Source organism: Methylicorpusculum sp. (genome assembly GCF_030651835.1).
Lineage (GTDB): Bacteria > Pseudomonadota > Gammaproteobacteria > Methylococcales > Methylomonadaceae > Methylicorpusculum.
This window is the reverse complement of record NZ_JAUSBX010000047.1, coordinates 1-19,188: the sequence shown is the minus strand read 5'-3', so window position 1 is coordinate 19,188 and position 19,188 is coordinate 1. Positions and strand designations below refer to the sequence as shown.

The 19,188-nt window shown below is 45.5% G+C and carries 19 protein-coding genes; 9 read left to right on the top strand and 10 right to left on the bottom strand.

Annotated elements, in window-relative coordinates:
- The first annotated feature begins 188 nt into the window (after positions 1–188).
- Positions 189–1,211: a hypothetical protein gene (locus Q7V32_RS05975; protein ID WP_304896067.1), complete on the top strand. Its 1,023-nt coding sequence runs from the start codon at positions 189–191 to the stop codon at positions 1,209–1,211.
- A gap of 216 nt (positions 1,212–1,427) precedes the next feature.
- On the opposite strand, the gene Q7V32_RS05970 is transcribed toward Q7V32_RS05975, so the two are convergent.
- Positions 1,428–2,813: a deoxyribodipyrimidine photo-lyase gene (locus Q7V32_RS05970; RefSeq protein WP_304896066.1), complete on the bottom strand. Its 1,386-nt coding sequence runs from the start codon at positions 2,811–2,813 to the stop codon at positions 1,428–1,430.
- A gap of 176 nt (positions 2,814–2,989) precedes the next feature.
- Here Q7V32_RS05970 and Q7V32_RS05965 point away from each other — a divergent pair, with 176 nt between their 5' ends.
- From Q7V32_RS05965 to Q7V32_RS05950, 4 genes are all read left to right on the top strand, one after another.
- Positions 2,990–3,478, top strand: a complete 489-nt coding sequence (locus tag Q7V32_RS05965) for a CIA30 family protein (RefSeq protein WP_304896065.1) — start codon at positions 2,990–2,992, stop codon at positions 3,476–3,478.
- A 209-nt stretch (positions 3,479–3,687) separates the two neighbouring features.
- Positions 3,688–4,842 carry an NAD(P)/FAD-dependent oxidoreductase gene (locus Q7V32_RS05960; RefSeq protein WP_304896064.1) on the top strand — a complete coding sequence of 385 codons (1,155 nt, stop codon included), beginning with the start codon at positions 3,688–3,690 and terminating at the stop codon, positions 4,840–4,842.
- A gap of 96 nt (positions 4,843–4,938) precedes the next feature.
- Positions 4,939–5,550, top strand: a complete 612-nt coding sequence (locus Q7V32_RS05955; RefSeq protein ID WP_304896063.1) for a sulfite oxidase heme-binding subunit YedZ — start codon at positions 4,939–4,941, stop codon at positions 5,548–5,550.
- Between the two features lie 218 nt (positions 5,551–5,768).
- The gene (locus tag Q7V32_RS05950) at positions 5,769–6,461 is read left to right on the top strand and encodes a serine protease (RefSeq protein ID WP_304896062.1); all 693 of its coding nucleotides are present in this window, start codon (positions 5,769–5,771) and stop codon (positions 6,459–6,461) included.
- Positions 6,462–6,551: 90 nt separating this feature from the next.
- Here Q7V32_RS05950 and Q7V32_RS05945 read toward each other — a convergent pair whose 3' ends face one another.
- Entirely contained in the window at positions 6,552–6,992 is a 441-nt protein-coding gene (locus tag Q7V32_RS05945; protein WP_304896061.1) for a hypothetical protein, read from the bottom strand.
- Positions 6,993–7,315: 323 nt separating this feature from the next.
- Between Q7V32_RS05945 and Q7V32_RS05940 the strand changes: the two genes are divergently transcribed.
- Positions 7,316–7,489: a hypothetical protein gene (locus Q7V32_RS05940; RefSeq protein ID WP_304896060.1), complete on the top strand. Its 174-nt coding sequence runs from the start codon at positions 7,316–7,318 to the stop codon at positions 7,487–7,489.
- 138 nt (positions 7,490–7,627) lie between these two features.
- Here the strand turns inward: Q7V32_RS05940 and thyA are convergent, their stop codons facing one another.
- Genes thyA through Q7V32_RS05925 form a run of 3 tightly spaced genes read right to left on the bottom strand, consistent with a single transcriptional unit; the run spans position 7,628 to position 9,958 of the window.
- Entirely contained in the window at positions 7,628–8,461 is an 834-nt protein-coding gene (gene thyA, locus Q7V32_RS05935) for a thymidylate synthase (protein WP_304896059.1), read from the bottom strand.
- Positions 8,458–9,240: a prolipoprotein diacylglyceryl transferase gene (gene lgt, locus Q7V32_RS05930; protein WP_304896058.1), complete on the bottom strand. Its 783-nt coding sequence runs from the start codon at positions 9,238–9,240 to the stop codon at positions 8,458–8,460. The genes thyA and lgt overlap by 4 nt, the downstream gene beginning before the upstream one ends.
- Before the next feature lie 43 nt (positions 9,241–9,283).
- Positions 9,284–9,958 carry a fructose-6-phosphate aldolase gene (locus Q7V32_RS05925; protein ID WP_304896057.1) on the bottom strand — a complete coding sequence of 225 codons (675 nt, stop codon included), beginning with the start codon at positions 9,956–9,958 and terminating at the stop codon, positions 9,284–9,286.
- Positions 9,959–10,131: 173 nt separating this feature from the next.
- On the opposite strand from Q7V32_RS05925, the gene Q7V32_RS05920 reads away from it, so the two are divergent.
- Both Q7V32_RS05920 and Q7V32_RS05915 read left to right on the top strand, forming a co-directional pair.
- Positions 10,132–10,512: a hypothetical protein gene (locus Q7V32_RS05920; protein ID WP_304896056.1), complete on the top strand. Its 381-nt coding sequence runs from the start codon at positions 10,132–10,134 to the stop codon at positions 10,510–10,512.
- A 264-nt stretch (positions 10,513–10,776) separates the two neighbouring features.
- On the top strand, positions 10,777–11,610 hold the full coding sequence (locus Q7V32_RS05915; RefSeq protein ID WP_304896055.1) for a transglutaminase family protein: 834 nt from the start codon (positions 10,777–10,779) through the stop codon (positions 11,608–11,610).
- Between the two features lie 31 nt (positions 11,611–11,641).
- Here the strand turns inward: Q7V32_RS05915 and Q7V32_RS05910 are convergent, their stop codons facing one another.
- On the bottom strand, positions 11,642–13,627 hold the full coding sequence (locus Q7V32_RS05910) for an integrase (RefSeq protein ID WP_304896054.1): 1,986 nt from the start codon (positions 13,625–13,627) through the stop codon (positions 11,642–11,644).
- Positions 13,628–13,841: 214 nt separating this feature from the next.
- On the bottom strand, positions 13,842–15,548 hold the full coding sequence (locus tag Q7V32_RS05905; RefSeq protein ID WP_304896053.1) for an exo-beta-1,3-glucanase: 1,707 nt from the start codon (positions 15,546–15,548) through the stop codon (positions 13,842–13,844).
- Positions 15,549–15,807: 259 nt separating this feature from the next.
- Here Q7V32_RS05905 and Q7V32_RS05900 point away from each other — a divergent pair, with 259 nt between their 5' ends.
- A complete protein-coding gene (locus Q7V32_RS05900; protein WP_304896052.1) occupies positions 15,808–16,455 on the top strand; it encodes a glutathione S-transferase in 648 nt (215 codons plus the stop codon).
- Here the strand turns inward: Q7V32_RS05900 and Q7V32_RS05895 are convergent.
- The 3 genes from Q7V32_RS05895 to Q7V32_RS05885 all read right to left on the bottom strand — a co-directional run bounded on the left by Q7V32_RS05895 (position 16,426) and on the right by Q7V32_RS05885 (position 18,746).
- The gene (locus Q7V32_RS05895; protein ID WP_304896051.1) at positions 16,426–17,265 is read right to left on the bottom strand and encodes an alpha/beta hydrolase; all 840 of its coding nucleotides are present in this window, start codon (positions 17,263–17,265) and stop codon (positions 16,426–16,428) included. The genes Q7V32_RS05900 and Q7V32_RS05895 overlap by 30 nt on opposite strands.
- A gap of 74 nt (positions 17,266–17,339) precedes the next feature.
- Entirely contained in the window at positions 17,340–17,879 is a 540-nt protein-coding gene (locus Q7V32_RS05890; protein WP_304896050.1) for a hypothetical protein, read from the bottom strand.
- A 123-nt stretch (positions 17,880–18,002) separates the two neighbouring features.
- Entirely contained in the window at positions 18,003–18,746 is a 744-nt protein-coding gene (locus Q7V32_RS05885) for a cytochrome b/b6 domain-containing protein (RefSeq protein WP_304896049.1), read from the bottom strand.
- Positions 18,747–19,188: the final 442 nt, after the last annotated feature.

The window sequence follows — 19,188 nt, the reverse complement described above, 5'->3', positions numbered from 1 at the left end:
AATATCTTAATAAATATTTCGTTAGGAGCCGCTTCGGTTTCTCACCCAGGAAAGTGGGGCTTTATTCTGTAAAAGTGGGCTTAAATAGTTTTTTTAGCGCAGAGCTGTTTTCAACGTCCGGAAGATTTGGGTCGGTATGATGAATGTGTTACAAATGGCTTATTATTTTTAATAAACAGCAAATAGCCATGATTCAGCCGTTTAAAAGCCTTTTTCCAACTCATTTTTCTTATCGTATCCTGAATCGGAATAGTATCAGCGTTGTCTTTTTAGCACTGCTTTTGTCTTCAGGTTGTGCGAAAACCGATAGTGAGCCTTTGCGCGCTGCTCTTGCCTCCACTCGATTTGTTGCCTATACACCTACGGATCTGAAAATTATTTATGGCCAGGTCAAGCCGGCCTCCAAAGATCAGATAACCCGTGATTTAACCGTTTTGCGTAATGATTTTCAGGGCTTGATTACCTATTCCTGCGCGGATGGTTTGGAGCACTTGCCGGCTATTGCGAAATCTCTGGGTTATACCGCGATTATCCTGGGCATTTGGGATCCGATGTCCGAGGAGGAGCTAACGAATGCCAAAAAACTGGTCAATGAATTTCCTGATCTGATTGTCGGTATCTCGGTAGGCAATGAAAACTTGCTGGCCAAACGTTATGACTGGGATCAATTGAAACAGGCCATGCGCAAATTACGCAGCGAGTTGCCCGGTACGCCGGTTGCGACTTCGGAGCCGTTCTATTATTACTTGAATGATGAACCGGCTGATTTTATTGCCGAGCAGGACTTTCTTTTGCCCAGCATTCACCCGCTTTTTCAGCCTTGGTTTGAACAAGGCAATACAACATCCTGGGTGAATTTTGTCGTCGAGGTTATGAATTTGCTGATCAAAAAATCCGATAAGCTTATTTTGATTAAGGAAAGCGGTTTGCCCAGCGGCCCTAAAGGCAGCCGCTTCAGTCCTGAGCAACAAGCCGATTTTTGGGTGGAACTCTATCAAAAAATGCCCCATACGCCTGGTTTGAATCTGGCGTATTTCGAAGGCTTTGATCATGCCTGGAAAGAGGAAAACGCCAAGGTCGACTTTAAAGGCGCACACCCTGAAGAGGGGTATTGGGGCTTTTATACTGAAGCCGGTCAGCCCAAGCCGGTGCTTAAGGCGCTCAGAAAGCTTTGGCAGAGCACCGCACAAAGTCAGGAGGCACCGCGTTAGTCCCTGTTTGTTTCACTACAGTTTTCCTGATTAGCAAGATGTTTCAGCTAAATACAAAAGCGTCCGTCATGCCCGTCGGGAAACGGGGATCCAGCGCCATGGATGGTAAGCTTCGAGCTATCCATGTAGTCTGGATTTCGGCAATCCCCCGGCATTCCCTGGCCGGGGCAGGCTCTGCCGAAATGACGGGGTCGGCTAGGGGAAAAGTGTTAGAGCTTAAGCATCTTTATAATCAGGACAGTTTTTGAAAAGCTGTTTGGTGATTGTTGTTTCATAAGCGTGATCAATCATGGGCTTGGGATAAGTGCCTGACAGGAATTTTTTATCCCAGGCATGGATGATTTTGGCGGGTACGGCATTCAGTTCAGGAATCCATCGGTAGATATAGCGGCAATCCGGATCGAATTTTTGTTGTTGCAGCCAGGGATTGAAAATTCTGAAATAAGGCTGGGCGTCACAGCCGGTGGAGGCGGCCCACTGCCAATTGCCGTTATTGACGCACGGGTCATAATCAACCAGATGCTGAGCGAAATAGCGTTCACCCCAACGCCAACTGATACGCAAGTCTTTGACAAGAAAAGACGCTGTAATCATCCTGACACGGTTGTGCATAAAGCCGGTTTTGTTGAGTTCCCGCATGCCGGCATCGACAATCGGAAAGCCGGTCCTGCCTTCCGCCCACGCTTTGAACTGATCAAGATTGTTTTGCCAGGGTATGTGGTCATATTTTGATACAAACGCATGGCCGAATACGTTCGGGTAGTGATAGCCGATATGGGTAAAAAAATCACGCCAATATAACTGCCTTATCAGCGGATGCTCTTCTCCTAATTCGCTGCTGATTGCCTGATGCACTTCCCTGACCGAACAGGTGCCGAATTTTAAATGCGCTGAAAGCAGGCTGGTGCTCTTTAACCCTGGATAATCGCGGGTTTCCTGATAGTTTCTTTGAGATGCCAAGTGCTCCAGGATTAGCATGGCCTCTTTCCTGCCGCCTGCTTGAGCCGGGCTAGACGCAGTATTCAACAATGACTCGAATGAATAGTGCGGCGGATTTTTAATGGATTTTGAAAAACAGCCCTGAGTTAAAGCCTTAGGGGAGGGCACAGGGAATCGCCGGACGTTATTGTAAAAAGGTGTGAATACCTTATACGCTTCCCCGTTCTTTTTAACGGCGGCTTCGGGTTCTGTCAGCAAGGCATCGGCCAGGATATGAAGATCAATGCCTTTGTTTTGACAAGTGGTGTAGAGCCGATCATCCCGTTGACGGCTGAAAGGAGAATAATCACGGTTTACAAATACGGCATCGATAGATTCTGTCTGGATTAGTTTTTCAACGATGCTCTGTGGTGGGCCATAAAAAATCGATAATTCGTCACCTTTTTCACTGAATTGTGCTTGCAAGTCTTTAAGGCTTTGCAGCATAAATTGCAGAGCAGGCCTGCTTTGGTAAGGGTGAGGCTCAATTTGCGCAGGATCGAAGATAAAACAGGGCAACACACACTCCGACTGTTGCAGCGCAGCGTTAAGAGCGGTATTGTCAGCCAGTCTTAAATCGCGGCGGAATATAAAAAGCGAATGGCGGTAGCGGGATTTTGTCATAATCGAAAAGAATAAAGTTGAGAAGGCTCAGTTTATGCGCTGTTAAAGATCATAAGAACTTACAGCCGAAATGAACGCCGTCAAGTGAGCTGTGTTGCGGCGGGCTAAAAAATAAAGGTTAAAACGATGACAATCTATTTCTCTTTCTTCTCCAGCGCGCTAACAGGAAAAATAGGATGTTATTGAATTTTAATGAGGCTGATGAAAAATACTTTTGGCTGACGGTCAATGACAATGTCATGGGCGGCGTGTCAAAAGGGCGCATAGAGCTTTTGCAAAGTCAGATGCTTTTATTCAGAGGTTATCTGTCTCTGGATCATAATGGCGGTTTTGTTTCGGTGCGAAGACAGTTGACTCATGCTGCGTTGGCTGGTTACAACGGTCTTATGCTGCGAGTCAAAGGCGACGGCCGGGATTATCAATTACGCGTGAGAACGGATGATCAGTACGACGGTATCGCCTATCGTTCGGTGTTTTCAACCTATGCGAATCAATGGATAACCCTGACTCAACCCTTCTCGCTGTTTCGAGCCAGCTTCAGGGGCCGTATTCTGCCGAGCGCTCCGGTTTTGGATCCGGCGCAAATCAGACAGCTGGGTTTTTTGCTGGCTGATAAAAAACAGGGTTTTTTTCATCTTGAGGTCGCCTGGATACAATCTTATTGAGGTTCAGAGACCTTTCCTGTAACAAAAAGTATAAAGTGAGTGCGCTTGAGGTCATGAATGCTGTTGTCAAGCGCTCCGCAGTTTATTGAAGCCAGACGGTTTTTTTGAATCATCAAACTGGTAATTGCTGCTGAAGTTTACAGCCTTTATCGAATGGCTCAGAATAATCGGATATACTCCTTGAAGATTATGGATACGGACTGATTGCTATGACAAAAAATACGGAACACAGTGTTCAGCCGCTTAAAATTGTGATTCTGGGCGGCGGTTATGCGGGCTTATCGGCATTGATCACGTTGCGCAAGCAGTCGCCGGATACCGTTATCACGCTGATTGACCCTCGCCCTCATCATTTGATTATCACGCGTTTACACGAAACAGTTCATAGTCCGCTGGACAGCATTCGCATTGCTTATGCCGAATTGGCAAAACGCTTTAATTTTGAGCATGTGCAGCAATCACTGAGTATCAGCGAAAGTCTGCTCCAGCATTGGCAGAATGAGCGGGTGATTAAGCTCGAGGCGGGTGAGCTGTCTTTTGACTATTTGATCGTTGCGGTTGGTGCGGCAAACTCCGGCGCAGAGAATGATGATCCGGCTGTTTTTGATTTGAACAAGCTGACTCGGCAGTCTGCCGCACAGCGGCTGGAACAGTTTATTGCCGAACCGTCTGTTGAAAAACCGGTTATCAACATTGTGGGCGCAGGTCCCACGGGTATTCAGTTCGTATTTGAAATCGATCATGTATTAAAACAGGTTCATGCCGATCATCAGCTGAATATCATTGATGGTCATGCCCGCTTATTAAAGGCTTTTCCTCGTGCGGTCGGCGACTATGTGCAAAAACGGCTGGTTGAAAAAAATATCAAATTGTATAGCAATACGTTTTATTCAGGCATGCAGGACGGCGCGGTAATATTGAAAGACCGTGAAAGCGATCAACAGACTGAATTACCAAAAGGGCTGACTTTTTTATTTTTAGGCAAAGCGCCGGACGTGATGTTGCATGCCAATAGCTCTGGGCAAGTGGTATTAAACAAAACGGTGTTGACGCGCATTTTTACTGCAGGCGATTGTTCTCATTTTGATGAGATGGGTTCTAACGGGATGACCTCGCAATCCGCGCTCAGAAAAGGCCGGTCTGTTGCTAAAAATCTATTATTGCATGCCGGACTTATCCGGTTCTGCTTGCCTTACATGCATCGGGATATCGGCTATTTGTTGAGTTTAGGACCCGGCGATGCGGTCGGCTGGGTTGCACGAAAATCAACCATCATCAGCGGCCTTCCTGCCTATGTGGCAAAAGAAGGGATTGAGTTGCAATATGACCTGTTGTTATCAGGAATAGACAGTTATCTGCCTTAACAAGGGGCGATAATCAGCACACTATTGAATAATGAGTCTTGGTGGCAGCAGGCTTAACGGCTGTTTTGTCAATCCATTGAAAGCGTGAAAAAGACGATGAAAGTTTCAACTTTGACAGTCAAGTGCATGGTTTTTGTGGTGTGTGTGTCGCCATTCATGGTGATGCTGTGGAATGCTGTTAACAACTCGTTAGGGCCTAATCCTGTCGAAGCTATGACGCATTTTACCGGCTTATGGGCGCTGCGTTTTTTGCTGATAACACTGACCCTGACCCCGATAAAAATGCTCTATCCCAAGTCAGGAGTCATCAAATACCGCAGGATGCTGGGGCTGTTCACTTTCTTTTACGCCACGCTCCACTTGCTGATTTTTTTAGCATTTGAGCACGGCTTCAGCGTCCGATTTATCCTGGAAGATATCCTGACCAGTCCTATAGTCGATGTGGGTTTGATCGCTTATATTCTGCTGATTCCATTGGCGTTGACGTCAACCAACGAGATGATGCGCAAGCTGGGTAAAGCCTGGAAAAAAATGCATATTTCTGTTTATGTGATCGGCATGTTGAGCATTCTTCATTTTGCCCTGTCTGAAAAAGCGGATATCACTAACCCTCTTTTCTATGCTTCCATTCTTTTAATTCTATTAACCATCCGAGGCGTTGTCCGAAACCGGACGCAAAAAGGCCCCAAAAAGTCCAATGACGCTTAATTTTTGCGCAGACTGACAAGCCCTTCAGCCGCGACCGCCGAATAAAACAGCTTTTACCTGCAAACACTTGCGATTCCGTGATGCCTGGGTAGACTGAAATAATGGTTCAATGAATCATTCTTTGATCGGCAATTTTGTTGTGTGGGAACTATCAACTGCAACAAAGGCGACATTGCCACTGATGGTTTTCACCAAGATTTATATTACGGGAGGTGATTATGAAAAGCTCATATCAGGTATTTTGCTATCTGCAAGCATTGTGCGGCATTTATGCCGACCAGGCACTGGCTATACAACCTGATGTTCATTTATCTCTTTCTGTCGTTAAAGTCATAGCCAGCACGCCGGCCGGAAAAAATCACATGGGTTCGGGCGTAATCATTGCGCCTAACAAAATCGCGACGAACTGTCATGTTACCCGTGAGGCTTCACGAATTTCCGTCACTAAATCCGGAGAGAGTTATCAAGTGATCAAGCAGGCGGCATTGCCCGAGTTTGATGTCTGTATTCTGGAGTCAGCCGAACTCCCTTTGCCGAATGCGTCGTTGGCTGACAGGGATTCTCTTCGTATTGGCAGTGAGATCTACCTGTACGGGTTCCCTTATGCATTGGGGATGCGATCCATGCCGGGTTCTGTGGTTGCTCTTCACCGACACGGAGAAGACCCCGTTATTGAAATAGATGCCGGATTTATGCAGGGTGCCAGCGGCGGCGGAATTTTCAATGGAAAAGGCGAGCTCGTCGGCCTAACGACTTTTATGGGCAGGGATGGCAAACAATTTCATTTTTATGCGATTCCAGCTGAATGGTTAGCCAAAGCCCTACGTGAGCCATTTATGCCGGTCCATGCGTTTCAGCAACTGAGTTTTTGGGAGAACGGTTCTTTTGTCCGAAACCAGAACACTGATTAGGTTTAACAGGGCGTTTGAATACCTTTGAGCTTTAATAAAAAAGACCGGTTAAACCGGCCTTTTGTGTTTTTGCGGGGTAGTTGCAAAAAATTAGCGGATCAAATCAAATGTTTTTTCTAATGCTTTTGTCTTGGATTTTTCTTTTACGGCCTCTGTTGCCGCATCGGTTGATTTAGGCAGACTTTCAACTTGGCTTTTTAATTCTTCAGCCTGACCTGCGCCGCTTTCCAGCGTTTTTAGGCCTTCTTTTGCTTCTGCAGGCGTCAATTGCTCAACTTTTTGTTGGGCAGCGTCTTTGGTTTGTTCAGCAGCCTGCTCTTTAAGAGCTTCGGGTGTACTGCCAATACTGTCTTGCAGTGTTTTGGCTTTATCAAGTGCCTCAGTGGCTTGGCTTGTCTTGTTGACGGCTTCCGGTGCAGCAGATTTTGCGGCATCGGTGGCCAGTTGTTTTGCCGCATTATCAAACAAACCCGCCATTGCAGAGCTTGAAGCTAACAAAAGTGAAGTGATCATTATTGCTTTGATTTGCATGGGCGTCTCCTTGAGGAGTTGTAATTGGAGGCTAAAGTCTAGTTCAGCAAACCTGAATTTTATCTGAAGCGTTTAATCTTTACTGTTTTACTGCGGATATATGAATCGATTATGAATTATATGTGCATTATTTGGAAACAATAAATCTATATATGGTGTCATTGTCAATGATATATGCCTCATATATAGTTGAGTCGTGTTTTAGAGATGCTTTGCTTTAAAAGGTCGAGTGCTTTTGAAAGGATCAGGTTTCTATTTCACAAAAACTGAACGTCAACCTAAAAAGGTTTTAAATTTTTTCAAATAACTCAGAGGATTTACCCATGAACGACTTTTATAAAGATGTTTTAACTGGCGCGGTGTTTGTAACAGGTCTGATCGGCTTTATTTCAGGCGAGTTTATTATTTCATCGACCCTGTTTGCAACGGCGGCTATTACCAGCAACGTTAACCTAAACCGTAAACGGGGTAATGCCGGTCACCTGTCATGCAAATAGCACCGTCAACTCACAGGCTGATTGAAGCCATCTCTTAAGAAACGTCCAAGGACTTAAACCTTGGGCGTTTTTTTTCGTCCGTTTTTCCCCTTTTATCTTCTTATTCGCAGATCGCGAAACTCTTCTTAAAGCAATTTTTTAAATGGCTATCGGGGCTTTTATGGGGTCTTGCGGCGTGTAGCCTATTAGTTCAAAGTCTTCAAACCGGTAGTTAAAGATGGATTCGGGCCGGCGATTGATTTTCAAAGCCGGAAGCGGCCCCGGTGTTCGCGATAATTGCAGTTTTGCCTGTTCGGTATGATTAAGATAAAGATGCACGTCTCCGCCGGTCCAGATGAAATCGCCCACTTTCAGATCGCATTGCTGTGCAACCATATGAGTCAATAAGGCATAGCTGGCAATGTTGAAAGGCAAGCCCAGAAAGGTATCGCAACTGCGCTGATAAAGCTGGCAAGAAAGCTTGCCGTCAGCAACATAAAATTGGAAAAGGGCATGGCAGGGGGCTAACGCCATTTTGCCGTTCGCGACGTTTTGCTGAGGGCTCATTGATTCATCAGGCAAGTCCGCCACGTTCCATGCGGAAACAATAATGCGGCGGCTGTTCGGCAGGGCTCGTAATTGCTCAATTACGGTTTGAATCTGATCGATTTGCCGACCGTCCTTAGCGGGCCATGAGCGCCATTGATAGCCGTAGATCGGCCCTAAATCGCCTGATGCATCAGCCCATTCATTCCAGATAGTGACTTGATGCTGATGCAGGTAATCCAGTTGTGTATCGCCGTTAAGAAACCATAACAACTCATGAACAATCGACTTGAAGTGCACTTTTTTAGTCGTTACCAGCGGAAATCCGGCGGCTAAATCAAACCTTAACTGATGGCCAAAGATCGAACGCGTTCCGCTGCCGGTTCTATCGCCTTTTAGAGTGCCTTCGTTAAGAATCGTCTCTAATAATGCCAAATACTGTTTCATGCGTTTCGTTTATAGGCAAAGTAAACCATCAAGCCGCCAATCAATATCATGGGAGTGGACAAAATTTGCCCCATTGTCACCCAATCCAGAGCCAGATAGCCCAGGTGAGCGTCGGGCATGCGGAAAAATTCGACAAAAAACCGGAAGCATCCGTACAGCATGACCGCTAGGCCAGTTGGAGCCATGACCGGCCTCGGTTTTTGAGTAAACCACCATAGCAAGATAAACAGCACAATGCCTTCCAAAAACGCTTCATACAACTGCGAAGGATGACGCGGTAAAGGACCTCCTCCCGGAAATATCATGGCCCAGGGCACGTCAGTGGTGCGGCCCCATAATTCGCCGTTGATAAAATTACCGAGGCGGCCGGCACCCAAGCCAATGGGCGCTAATGGCGCAATAATATCGGTTAGTTGCAGCATGGTGCATTGCTGTTTGCGAGCAAATAACCACATGGCAATAAAAACGCCTAACATGCCGCCATGGAATGACATGCCGCCTTGCCAGATTTTATAAATGATGGAAGGATCATTAAGGAATTCGTTGAAATTATAAAACAGGATATAACCCAAACGACCACCCAAAATGACTCCTAGGGCGCCATAAGTAACCAAATCCTCTATGGCTTCAGGCGTTACCGGCGAGCCGGGCTTTTCGGCCCTTTTTTTGCCCAAAATCCAGACGCCGGCAAAACCAATCAGGTACATCAAACCGTACCAGTGGATATTGACAGGTCCTAGGCTGATAGCGACAGGGTCTATAGCAGGGTAATTCAGCATGTTTTTCTCTTCAAAATAAAAAATCCGGTCACGTCAAAAAGTATTAACTTTCGAAAGATAACTGATTGTCAAACGCGTAATGCCAATCAACGGTAAATTGGTCGACTGCGGGTTGAACAGCAGGATGAGCAAGTAATTGCGCCGCCACATCGACAGGCAGGGTGATTGCCGCTACGCCTAATTTCAAAACCTCAACCACTTGACCTGAGTTTTTAAAACTGGCCGGTAGCAGTTTGGTTGCTAGTCCATATTGATTAATCAGTAATTGCAGATCAGCTACCACTTTGATGCCGTCAGCACCCATCGCGTCGATGCGGTTGACATAAGGAGCCAAATAATCAGCTCCGGATAAAGCGGCTAAAAAGCCCTGATGGGTGGAGTAGATCGCGGTCGCCAGGATCTGAATGTTTTCAGATTTAAGTTGTTTGATCGCGGCAAGTCCTGTTTCTGTAGCGGGCACCTTAACCACCAGATCATAAGGCAAGGCGTTTATTTTTCTGGCTTCATCGACCATTCCGTCAGCCGTTTGACTGACTACCTGAACAAAAAAACGGGAATCACCCCCTAAAATTGAAGCGAGTTCGGGCAAAATCCGGTTGATGCCTAAACCGGCTTTAGCGAGGATTGAAGGATTAGTGGTTACGCCTCTTACAGGCAGGCAATTGTGGAAGCGGGTAACCGCATCCACATCCGCGGTATCCAGATAAAATTCAAGCATATTTTGAACCGGTTTTTAAAATTGCAGATATTTTATCATCAGAGGCTCTTTCTAATGGAAAATTCAGCCAATAAATACTGACTGTGGTAGTATGGATTTCGTAAAGTCCCAAACAATATATTATTGATAAAGGATTTCACATTCAAATTTTCAAAGACAAGGTATCTAAAGCAATGAATTTAAAAAAATTAATTATTTCTGTGATCGTTATGTTCTCTATGGGGACTTTATCCACTGCATTTGCAGCAGGAAAAATTGAGAACGCCACACCCGCCCAAGTAAAAGAATCAATTGCTAGCGCATTAAAAAATTCTGAAGATGCATTAGCCGCTATAAAGAATGGCGAAAGCAAAGAAACTGTTATGGATTTGATTGGTGCTGCACGTCAGGACTCAAAAAGAATTGAAGTCGGCAGACTTGATGTTCAACGTAATAAAGCATCTGCAAAATTGAAAAATGCGCGTATAGCGGTTAATAAAGGCGACAATGCAGCAGCTGAAGCTGCTTTAGTTGACGCAATCAAAGGTTACGAAGAAATCAAAGCCGGGTTTTAATTATTGGCAAGTCCAAGGGATAGCTGTTTTATAGGACATTTTCTGATTGCATGGATATAAACAAATAGTGATAACGATCAAGTCTCTGATTTGTTGAGTTAACGGTAAACCCCGTTTGCCGTTAACATCCAATCACTCGTTAAGCAGTATGCATACTCCGCACTTAAGTTACCTTCTATGGAGATATAAAATTTATTAACACACTTGACATAAGCGTTGATTTTTCGGATTTTGTATTCTCGGACAAGCCCCCTAGGAATAACTATGAAAAAGTTTGATTTGCTGTGTCAACTCAGCTGCAACCTGCTAGAGCCCGCTGCTTTGGTGTTTAATATTCAGCCACTTGATAATAAAGTTCAGAGGGTGATGAATGAAAACCTTCAGATTGACCCCTATATTCGACCCGAAAAATTCATAGATCCGCTAGAAGGCAATCGCTGCTTTAGAGTCAATCCTTCTGAAGGTGAAATGCAATTTCAATACAGTGCCACAGTGGAAGTTTCCCCTGATTGGTTTGATCCGTTCGAGATTCACGAAACACCCACCACAAAACTCCCTGTAGAAACGCTGCGATATCTATATCCAAGCCGTTATTGCCAGTCGGATTTGCTGTTTGGATTGGCAATGTCCGAGTTTGGCAATTTAGCATGGGACTATTCGCGGGTTACAGCCATTTGCAATTGGATCTATGACAAAGTCAGGTACATATCCGGCAGCAGTGACTCCCAAACTTCAGCCTATGATACCGCTACCCAGAGGGCTGGCGTTTGCCGTGATTTCGCTCATTTGGCGATTGCTTTTTGCCGAGCTTTAAATATTCCTGCCCGTTTTGTTTCTGCTTATGCCTATCAGTTGGATCCGCCCGATTTTCACGCTTGTTTTGAAGCGTATCTCGGCAATCGCTGGTATTTATTCGATCCCACAAGACGAGCGCCACTCGATGGTATTATCAGAATCAGTACAGGGCGAGATGCTGCCGATGTTTCCTTTGTCACTTTTTTCGGTGCCGTCCAGCTTAACCGGATGAATATATCGGTGATCCAGACCGAAGCATCCAAGGAACATCCGTTAAAAGACACCGGGGCGATTGCAATTTAATCAACGCATTTTTCTTCCCACGCTTGTAATTCTAAAAAGACTGCATTTTGCGGTGGTTAATAAATTCTGCCAGGACAGGGTGAATTGTTTCGATTTCGTCAATACCGCACCCAGGACGAGGCGGAGAATAACCTGCGTAATTCAGTAAATCGGATGTAGGAAGATAACCTACCAGGTTAACTAACTCACCCAGCCTCAACCCTTGTTTGACCAGGTAGACAATATAAGTATGTCTTATTGATTCTGCGGTGATTTCCTCAGGATGGGACAGGCCCGCATCAATGGCTGCCAGTGATATTAATGCGGACAATTCCTCCTTGGATAAAGAGGGTTCTTCATTAATCATGGGGAACGCATCGAGTTTTTCCACCAGGTCTTTCGTGACAGAACTGAGTGAAATAGTTCTGGGAATGGAGCCTCGCAGTGTCAACGTGTTTTGGCTGTAGTCGATATCATCTTGTTTTAGCTTAGCCGTCTCATCAAGCGAAAGTCCGCAAAGTAATAGACCGATGAACATTTGGGTTACGCTATTGGCGTTGGCGAATAAAACCTTTAAATCACTATCGTTAAGTTCTCGAGGGTGCGTCATGGTCAGTGACAGATTTTGATTTTGTTGCAGCGAGGGTAGCGGTGTTTGTTGGTAGTCCAGATGATTCAATCGGCCATCTTGATAAATACCGAAGCCGGATATCATGACGCTGGGTTGATGCTGTTGCGTCCGGGTTAAATAGTCAAAAAGCCAGACACTGGCCAGGCTTAATAACAGCGAGCCTGAAACCGCTATCAGTGCATCGCGATCATAATCGGGTTTGATGGGTTGAAGCGGTAACCGTGCCCGTTCGACGATTTCAACTTGCGGGTATTTTTCATACTGCTGCGTCTCTATTTGTACATACCGTTCCTGAGTTTCCCGATAAATTTTTTCCAAACCCTCCAGATCGGTTTTAAGCCTTTCGTGTTCAGTGAAGCGCGCGCTGAAATCGGCAGCTAACTTTTTATGAGTATTGAGTTGCTCCTTAATGACATTCACAGTTTGGCGGGCGGCGGCATATTCTTGTTCAGCGTCTGAATGGACTATTTGTTTGCCAAAATGACTTTTGCTTTCAATTTCATTTTCAAGCTTTTTGATTTCTTCGGGGATCAGTTTAATGGCCGGCTGTAACGCCATAAATCCTGGGGTATAGCGCTTTTGGAATTCGGCAAGTTTTTCTTTAAGTTGCTGCAGACGAAGTTCAAGAGCTGCCAAATTGGCTTGGTCTTGTTTGGGTACAACTACCTTGCCTTCGTCAATTGCTTTGTTAATGGCTTCAAGTTTGGCTTTGGCTTTAACTTCGTCTTCGCTCGCGTTATTGAGCGATGTTGTTAAGCCTTTCAAGCGAGCCAATACATCATTTTCATCGCGCCCGGTTGAGATGATGTCATGTTGATTACTGAATTGAGTTAATTCCGCTCGGGTTGCTTCGATTTTTTGTTCTAGAGCAAGTAACTCTTCCTGAAGCTTTTGCGTGGTGCCGCTTTTGTTCTTTTCAATCTCCGCCGCGCGCGCTTCTCTATAAACATCAATCCAGGTATTAATTAGTAAAGGCAGGAGTTCGGGTTCAGTGCCTTCGGCGCGCATCTGGACCAGATTGGTTTCCGGAATGGGCTGAACCTGCAAGATTTGATGAACCTGGGTTATGTCCATCTGAATTTCGGGGTGTGATATTTTTAGCCGCCTGATGCTTTCAGTCAGTAATTCCTGGCTTAACAATATTTGGCGTTGAATGGCGACATGTTCTGCGTCAGGCGCTTTGCTGGCTTGATCGACTTCAGCCAATGCCGAGGTGAGCAAGGTCGCTGTACTCTGAAAAACAGCAGGACGGTTGTAACTGTAAATCAGGCTGATTGAGGTCGAGCTAATAAAGACCATCAAAAAAATAATCAACCTGGGCGAGCGGTACCAAGGCACTTGATTTAAGGTTGGAATGCCTGAAGGAGCTTTATCAATGATCTCTATGTGCGGGGGGTAAATGTTCATCGGTAACCTCTCCTGACATGAGTGGTTGGAAGAATTAACCTGAATCAACCTTTAGGTTGTCTGCCTTGAAGGCGATTATACTCTTGCCTTATCCTCATTTGCCTAAAATCAGATCAGGAGTCATGTGGATTTCAGTATTGCCCCTGATCTGATCGAAAAACGCCTAATGCATCTGCCTGTCAAAAACTGTTTAAAATCATCCGTAGGCTTGGCATTATGGTTGATCAATCTCTTCTTTTGTGCTGTTAAGCGGGTATAAAAATGGAAGCGCTATAATCAAAAGACAGACTAACCACATTACCAGCTGTTGATTGCCCAGGGCGAAAGACAGGGCAACCCTGATTCGTTCGGCAGTGCCCGGATAAGCTTGGATTAAGTCTCGTGCGACGAAAAACGCATAGGATTCGCCAAAGACCAAAATAGGGGCCATGACAAGCAAGGCATAGCCGAGCCAGGTGTCATTATTTATTCGATTAATATCCGTGCCGATCAGATTTTCGATAGACAGCGATTTAATGGAAAGCTGTTTTGATGCCCAAAAATGGGCAAAAATCAGAGCTATTAAACTGATAACAGGTATTGCGGCCAATTCGACCGGAAAGCTGATGTAGCGTCCATTAATGGCTAGCCCCATGGTTTTGTATAAAGCAAACGCGCCAAAAACAAAGAAGATCCGGTACAGCCAATTGCCTAATTTAGGATGAATGACGTTTTGTGTTAACTGATTAATCAGCTTGAATAATATCAAACCGCTGAGCGCCGCATTGAATAACGCACCCGCTAAGGTAATAAAACGCTGCCAATGGCTATAGCTGGTGTAAAACAACTCGTCGATCTGGACGATCAGCAATACACCAAGAATCTGGGCGAAAACCAAATAACCCAAAACGATTTGCCAATCTAATGTAAGTAATTGTTTACGAAAGGCAAACGCGGCCATCAGTAAAAATAGGGATGAAAAAATACAGCGCTCATACCAGTCATCATTTTCATAGACGGGTCCGGTAAGCGGGAATACTTCTTTGCGTTCTGATGAATACAAGCCCCAATTGGCTCCAACCACGCCTTCCAGATTGCTCTTCCAGGGCTGATTGAAAGCCTCCACTATGTTGTAGTCAAAACCGTTTTCCGTTGCGACTTTAATCAGTCCTCTGATAAACATGGCCTCATTGACAATGCTGGGCACTGCAGACCCGCGTTGACGCCCTTTACCCGGCCAGCCGGATTCGCCAATAAGAATGGGTTTTCCGGGGGCGATTTCATCGGCCTCGGCGCGAACCTGCTTGTAAATCCGGTCAATATGTCCGGGTGCCTCTTCAACAGGAATAGGCTCATCTTCCCAATAAGGCAGAATATGAATGGTAATAAAGTCGACTTCTTTGATCAGTTCCGGATGTTTCAGATACATGGACCAAACATCGGCATATGAGACGGGTTGCTTGACCGCTTGTTTGACGCGGCGAATATATTCCAGCACTTGTTCCGGCTTTAAATCGCCTCGCAATAACACTTCGTTACCGACAATGACGCGTTTAATGACATCGGGATAGGTGTTTGCTGCGTCGATTAGCGCCTCAATTTCTTCGTTGTTGTCTTTTTTGCCGTATCCCAACCAAGCCCCCTGGATCATGTTGAGGCCGTATTTCCCGGCAAGCTTGGGTGTGACAAACATATTTTCCGCACTGGAATAAGTTCTGATCGTATGGGTTTTATCAGCCAGTAAGCGTAAGTCTTCATCGATTTGCGCTTCGGTAGCAAATTTTTCTTCAAGAGGACTTTGGCCTTCCCGGAATGGAGCAAACGATAAGCTGTTCAATTTACCTTCGGGTACGTCTTCGCCAACGTCCTGAGGCTGATTGAACAGCCAGCTGATGCTAATGTTGGACAGAATAACTAAGACGGCGATGACTATAAATCTCATAAATGCGGTATAAAAAAACTAAGAGTTAAAAAGTTCAGCAACTGGCTGATTTTTAATGGAAGGCAGATTATCCGGACAAATGGTTTTGCCTTCAAAGAAGAAAGGATATTATCCCTTTTTTCAGTGTTGCTGTCTGTAACAGACAAAGGCACACGACCAGATTTTCTGATAAGGGTTGGAATAAATTTAATTTATTCAATTTACTGAGCCGGCAGTAAACTTTGTGAACTTGAACAAGTACAAAATAATAGCCTGTATTATGAATCATGACTTACCTGTTTTATATAGTTTTCGCCGTTGCCCTTATGCCATGCGTGCACGGATGGCTATTGTCCATGCCGGGATCCAGGTTGTATTACGGGAGATCGAATTACGCAGTAAGCCGGCACAGATGCTGGAAGCCTCGCCAAAAGGAACCGTTCCGGTTTTGGTTTTGGGGGATGGTTCGGTCATTGATGAAAGTCTGGATATCATGCGGTGGGCGCTACAGCAAAATGATCCGGGGAAATGGTTGCAGGTTAATGATTTTGAAGTCTTGATTCAATGGAACGATAGCCGCTTTAAAGATAATCTGGACCGCTACAAATATGCGGATAGATACCCTGAGCATCCGGCCGAATTTTATCGCCAACAAGGCGAATTGTTTTTGACCGAGCTGGAAAGTCGTTTGATCCTGACGCAGTATTTATGCGGCGACTGTTTTTCCATTGCCGATGCCGCCATTGCCCCGTTTATCAGGCAATTTGCCGCAGTTGATGAAACCTGGTTTCAGGCGTCGCCCTATTCGGCATTAAAACGCTGGTTAGCGGCATTTTTAACAGGGCCTCTGTTTGATGCCGTCATGAAAAAGTATGCCGTATGGAAGCCCGGTTCTTCATCAATCGTGTTTGGTGGTGATACGGTTTAAAAATGCTAAAACGTTGAGCCGGTGTTCCGGCCGCATAAATGTTTGAATATGCCCTCCGTCAGTTTTCAGAAACTGTTTAGGTTCGCCTGCTTTTTCATAGAGTCGTTGACCGTGCTCAAACGGAATAATGGTATCGGCAGTACCGTGCACGATTAATAATGGCGTAGGCGCAATCCGGTCAATGACATCAATGGGATCATAAGGATAAGCCATCAGCCAGCTAGCTGGATATTGTAAAGGCCAGGTTAGCCAGGTTGTTGATGCGGCATGTCGGACAATATCGTTGTAGCGGGTAAACGATGAATCACTGATGACTCCCGCCAACTGGTTTTTGACGGTGGGCTGAGTGCCCGCAAAAAATAAACCCAGACTCGCGCCTAAACTTTGACCCAATAAAAATAAAGGTTTGTTATCTGAATGGGCAAAAAGCCAGTCAAACCCCGCCTCAATATCCATAAAAACGTCGGGTAAAGCAGGCTCGCCCTCCGATAAGCCGAAGCCCCGGTAATCAATCATGAATACCTGATAGCCTTGTTCGGGAAGCCACTCAACGCTCATGATATGGGTGCTGACGTTCTCGGCATTGCCGTGCAGAAAATAAATGCTGCCTTTCAACGTGCCTTGTGCGGGCAGGAGCCAGCCGTGAATCTTGATGCCGTCACGGGTTATGACGCTGATGTCTGTATAGGTCAAGCCCAGCTGCTTAGGCGTTCTTACATGGGTTTTATAAGGGTAGAAGAGCAAACGGCTGCAGCCGGTAAACAGGCTGATCATGATTAACAGCAATAAAAGCCGGCTTGTTTTTATCACTTTGTAAAATGCTCAATAGGATCTAGCGGATTGCTCTCCATTCTATATTCATAGAGTCCCGGGCAGATTTACGCTTAACAAAGCACGAAAAGTAAAATCAGTCCTGGAATAATACCCAAAATCAAGCCGACCACGATGGCGATGACCTCGCCTGATGAATAATTACAAGACGTACTGCCGGCGCTGGCGCGAACTGCACTGTCATCATCCAGTCCTGCGAGCATCATTCCGGAAAATTCATCCGCGACTTGTTCCTGGGAAGAGGCTACTAAAATACGTGAGCGGGCCTCGCTTAGCCGGGTTTCGGCGACAAGAAGATCATCGCTGAACGGCATAATGAGGCGGGCATTTTTTAGTGCATCAATGGCTTCATCGGTAGGTGCGAGCGCTATTTTTCGGGCCTGAGTAACGCTTTTGGCCGAGGCAATAGAATTTTTCAGATGGGTGAGTTCCTGATTTTGCTCTGACCCGGATGGACAGGCAGACTCAATCAAATCCAAAGTATCAGACCAAGGCCGGGTATTTGCGGATGCTGAATTCGGTAGGGTAATACAAGTGATCAATGCGAAAATCGGATAAATCAACAGTGACATGCGGTTGTAATTTTTTGACACGGTCCTTCTCCTCACTAGTGGAAACAGTAAATTATGCGATTTAATCTTATCTGATTATTAAATGGCATTAACCAAACCAAACTACTTTTCATCTCCCATCCTTTAGTGGAATGTCGGGAGGTCTCAATTATGAGAGTCGCGTTCTCCATCCACTGCGCGACCGTTAATAATTTTTTGTCCGGTGAACATTGCGGAAATAATACTGCCGCCTTCTTTCAGCTCTGTAATGATTACCGATGCAATGTGCAGTACCACAACCGAAATCAGCGCGTAAAAGTTGTACTGATGGATTGTGACAAAGGGTTTTCTGAAAGCGCGCATGCTTTCATAGGCTGCCGAGTCATACATTTCTGGTGAATAGGGTTTCAGCGAATCGGGAGCAACCCCGGAGGCGGCAACCCATTGAGCGATCCAATGGCCGAGAGGTGGATAGAACAAGTCCGTACCCGCAAGAAGGAGACCGGTCATCGCTTGTATCGTCATAAGAAGAAACAATAGGCTTACGCCTAATCGCCCTAACGGATTGTGGCCCAGGTAGTGTTCAGGATGCCCCGACTTGAAGGCGGTAATATAACTGCGTACCGATTGACAATAGCCCTTGCCTCCAGGAAGGATAGCGCTCCATCGGGCATGACGGTTGCCAAAAAAAGCCCAAATGATTCGCCAGAGGAGATTCAATGCAAAGACGTAACCGACAAATACGTGGACGGTTTTAAGCGTCAATTTACCTGAGGTAGGCAAGTCCAGCGCATCTGCATTTAGAATTAGAAGTCCGATAATTGCCAAGGCCGAGACACAGAGCACATTGATCCAATGAAACCATCGGGTACCGGCGTCCCAAACAGCATAGGTTTTTAGTTCAGACATCCCCATTCTCCAGTTTTTATCAGAAATATAGTGTTATAAATTTAAATTCAATAAGATACATTTTGCTGATGTCGTAGCGCAGTGTATAGCGATTCGCCAGTTGATACGTATATCACTAAGTATAAGATTTTCATAATGCACCCGATAGCGCCTTTAGTCTGTTCGGAGGCTCACATAGAGATCGGTATTTGAAATGTATCGCTCAACAATAAGTTTACGGCAACAACCGGTTTCAGGAGCCACGGAAATGCAAATTATACTTTAATTGTATATTTGGCTAGGTGGTGAATTGGCCGTGGACCAGGGTAAACGCATTAAAATAATTAATATATCAATATGTTATCTGGTTGCTTAGAACGCATCGTCAATTTGGCTCAACTCAAGGCGCCCCTCCCTGGGTCCCGTTAGGCCGCGCCGAGCACTGGCGATTTTGCCGAGAATT

What these genes read in the sequence shown, in the direction of transcription:
- Q7V32_RS05975 (WP_304896067.1), top strand. Translation starts at nt 189, where the DNA reads ATGATTCAGCCGTTTAAAAGCCTTTTTCCAACTCATTTTTCTTATCGT.
- Q7V32_RS05970 (WP_304896066.1), bottom strand. Translation starts at nt 2,813, where the DNA reads ATGACAAAATCCCGCTACCGCCATTCGCTTTTTATATTCCGCCGCGAT.
- Q7V32_RS05965 (WP_304896065.1), top strand. Translation starts at nt 2,990, where the DNA reads ATGTTATTGAATTTTAATGAGGCTGATGAAAAATACTTTTGGCTGACG.
- Q7V32_RS05960 (WP_304896064.1), top strand. Translation starts at nt 3,688, where the DNA reads ATGACAAAAAATACGGAACACAGTGTTCAGCCGCTTAAAATTGTGATT.
- Q7V32_RS05955 (WP_304896063.1), top strand. Translation starts at nt 4,939, where the DNA reads ATGAAAGTTTCAACTTTGACAGTCAAGTGCATGGTTTTTGTGGTGTGT.
- Q7V32_RS05950 (WP_304896062.1), top strand. Translation starts at nt 5,769, where the DNA reads ATGAAAAGCTCATATCAGGTATTTTGCTATCTGCAAGCATTGTGCGGC.
- Q7V32_RS05945 (WP_304896061.1), bottom strand. Translation starts at nt 6,992, where the DNA reads ATGCAAATCAAAGCAATAATGATCACTTCACTTTTGTTAGCTTCAAGC.
- Q7V32_RS05940 (WP_304896060.1), top strand. Translation starts at nt 7,316, where the DNA reads ATGAACGACTTTTATAAAGATGTTTTAACTGGCGCGGTGTTTGTAACA.
- thyA (WP_304896059.1), bottom strand. Translation starts at nt 8,461, where the DNA reads ATGAAACAGTATTTGGCATTATTAGAGACGATTCTTAACGAAGGCACT.
- lgt (WP_304896058.1), bottom strand. Translation starts at nt 9,240, where the DNA reads ATGCTGAATTACCCTGCTATAGACCCTGTCGCTATCAGCCTAGGACCT.
- Q7V32_RS05925 (WP_304896057.1), bottom strand. Translation starts at nt 9,958, where the DNA reads ATGCTTGAATTTTATCTGGATACCGCGGATGTGGATGCGGTTACCCGC.
- Q7V32_RS05920 (WP_304896056.1), top strand. Translation starts at nt 10,132, where the DNA reads ATGAATTTAAAAAAATTAATTATTTCTGTGATCGTTATGTTCTCTATG.
- Q7V32_RS05915 (WP_304896055.1), top strand. Translation starts at nt 10,777, where the DNA reads ATGAAAAAGTTTGATTTGCTGTGTCAACTCAGCTGCAACCTGCTAGAG.
- Q7V32_RS05910 (WP_304896054.1), bottom strand. Translation starts at nt 13,627, where the DNA reads ATGAACATTTACCCCCCGCACATAGAGATCATTGATAAAGCTCCTTCA.
- Q7V32_RS05905 (WP_304896053.1), bottom strand. Translation starts at nt 15,548, where the DNA reads ATGAGATTTATAGTCATCGCCGTCTTAGTTATTCTGTCCAACATTAGC.
- Q7V32_RS05900 (WP_304896052.1), top strand. Translation starts at nt 15,808, where the DNA reads ATGAATCATGACTTACCTGTTTTATATAGTTTTCGCCGTTGCCCTTAT.
- Q7V32_RS05885 (WP_304896049.1), bottom strand. Translation starts at nt 18,746, where the DNA reads ATGTCTGAACTAAAAACCTATGCTGTTTGGGACGCCGGTACCCGATGG.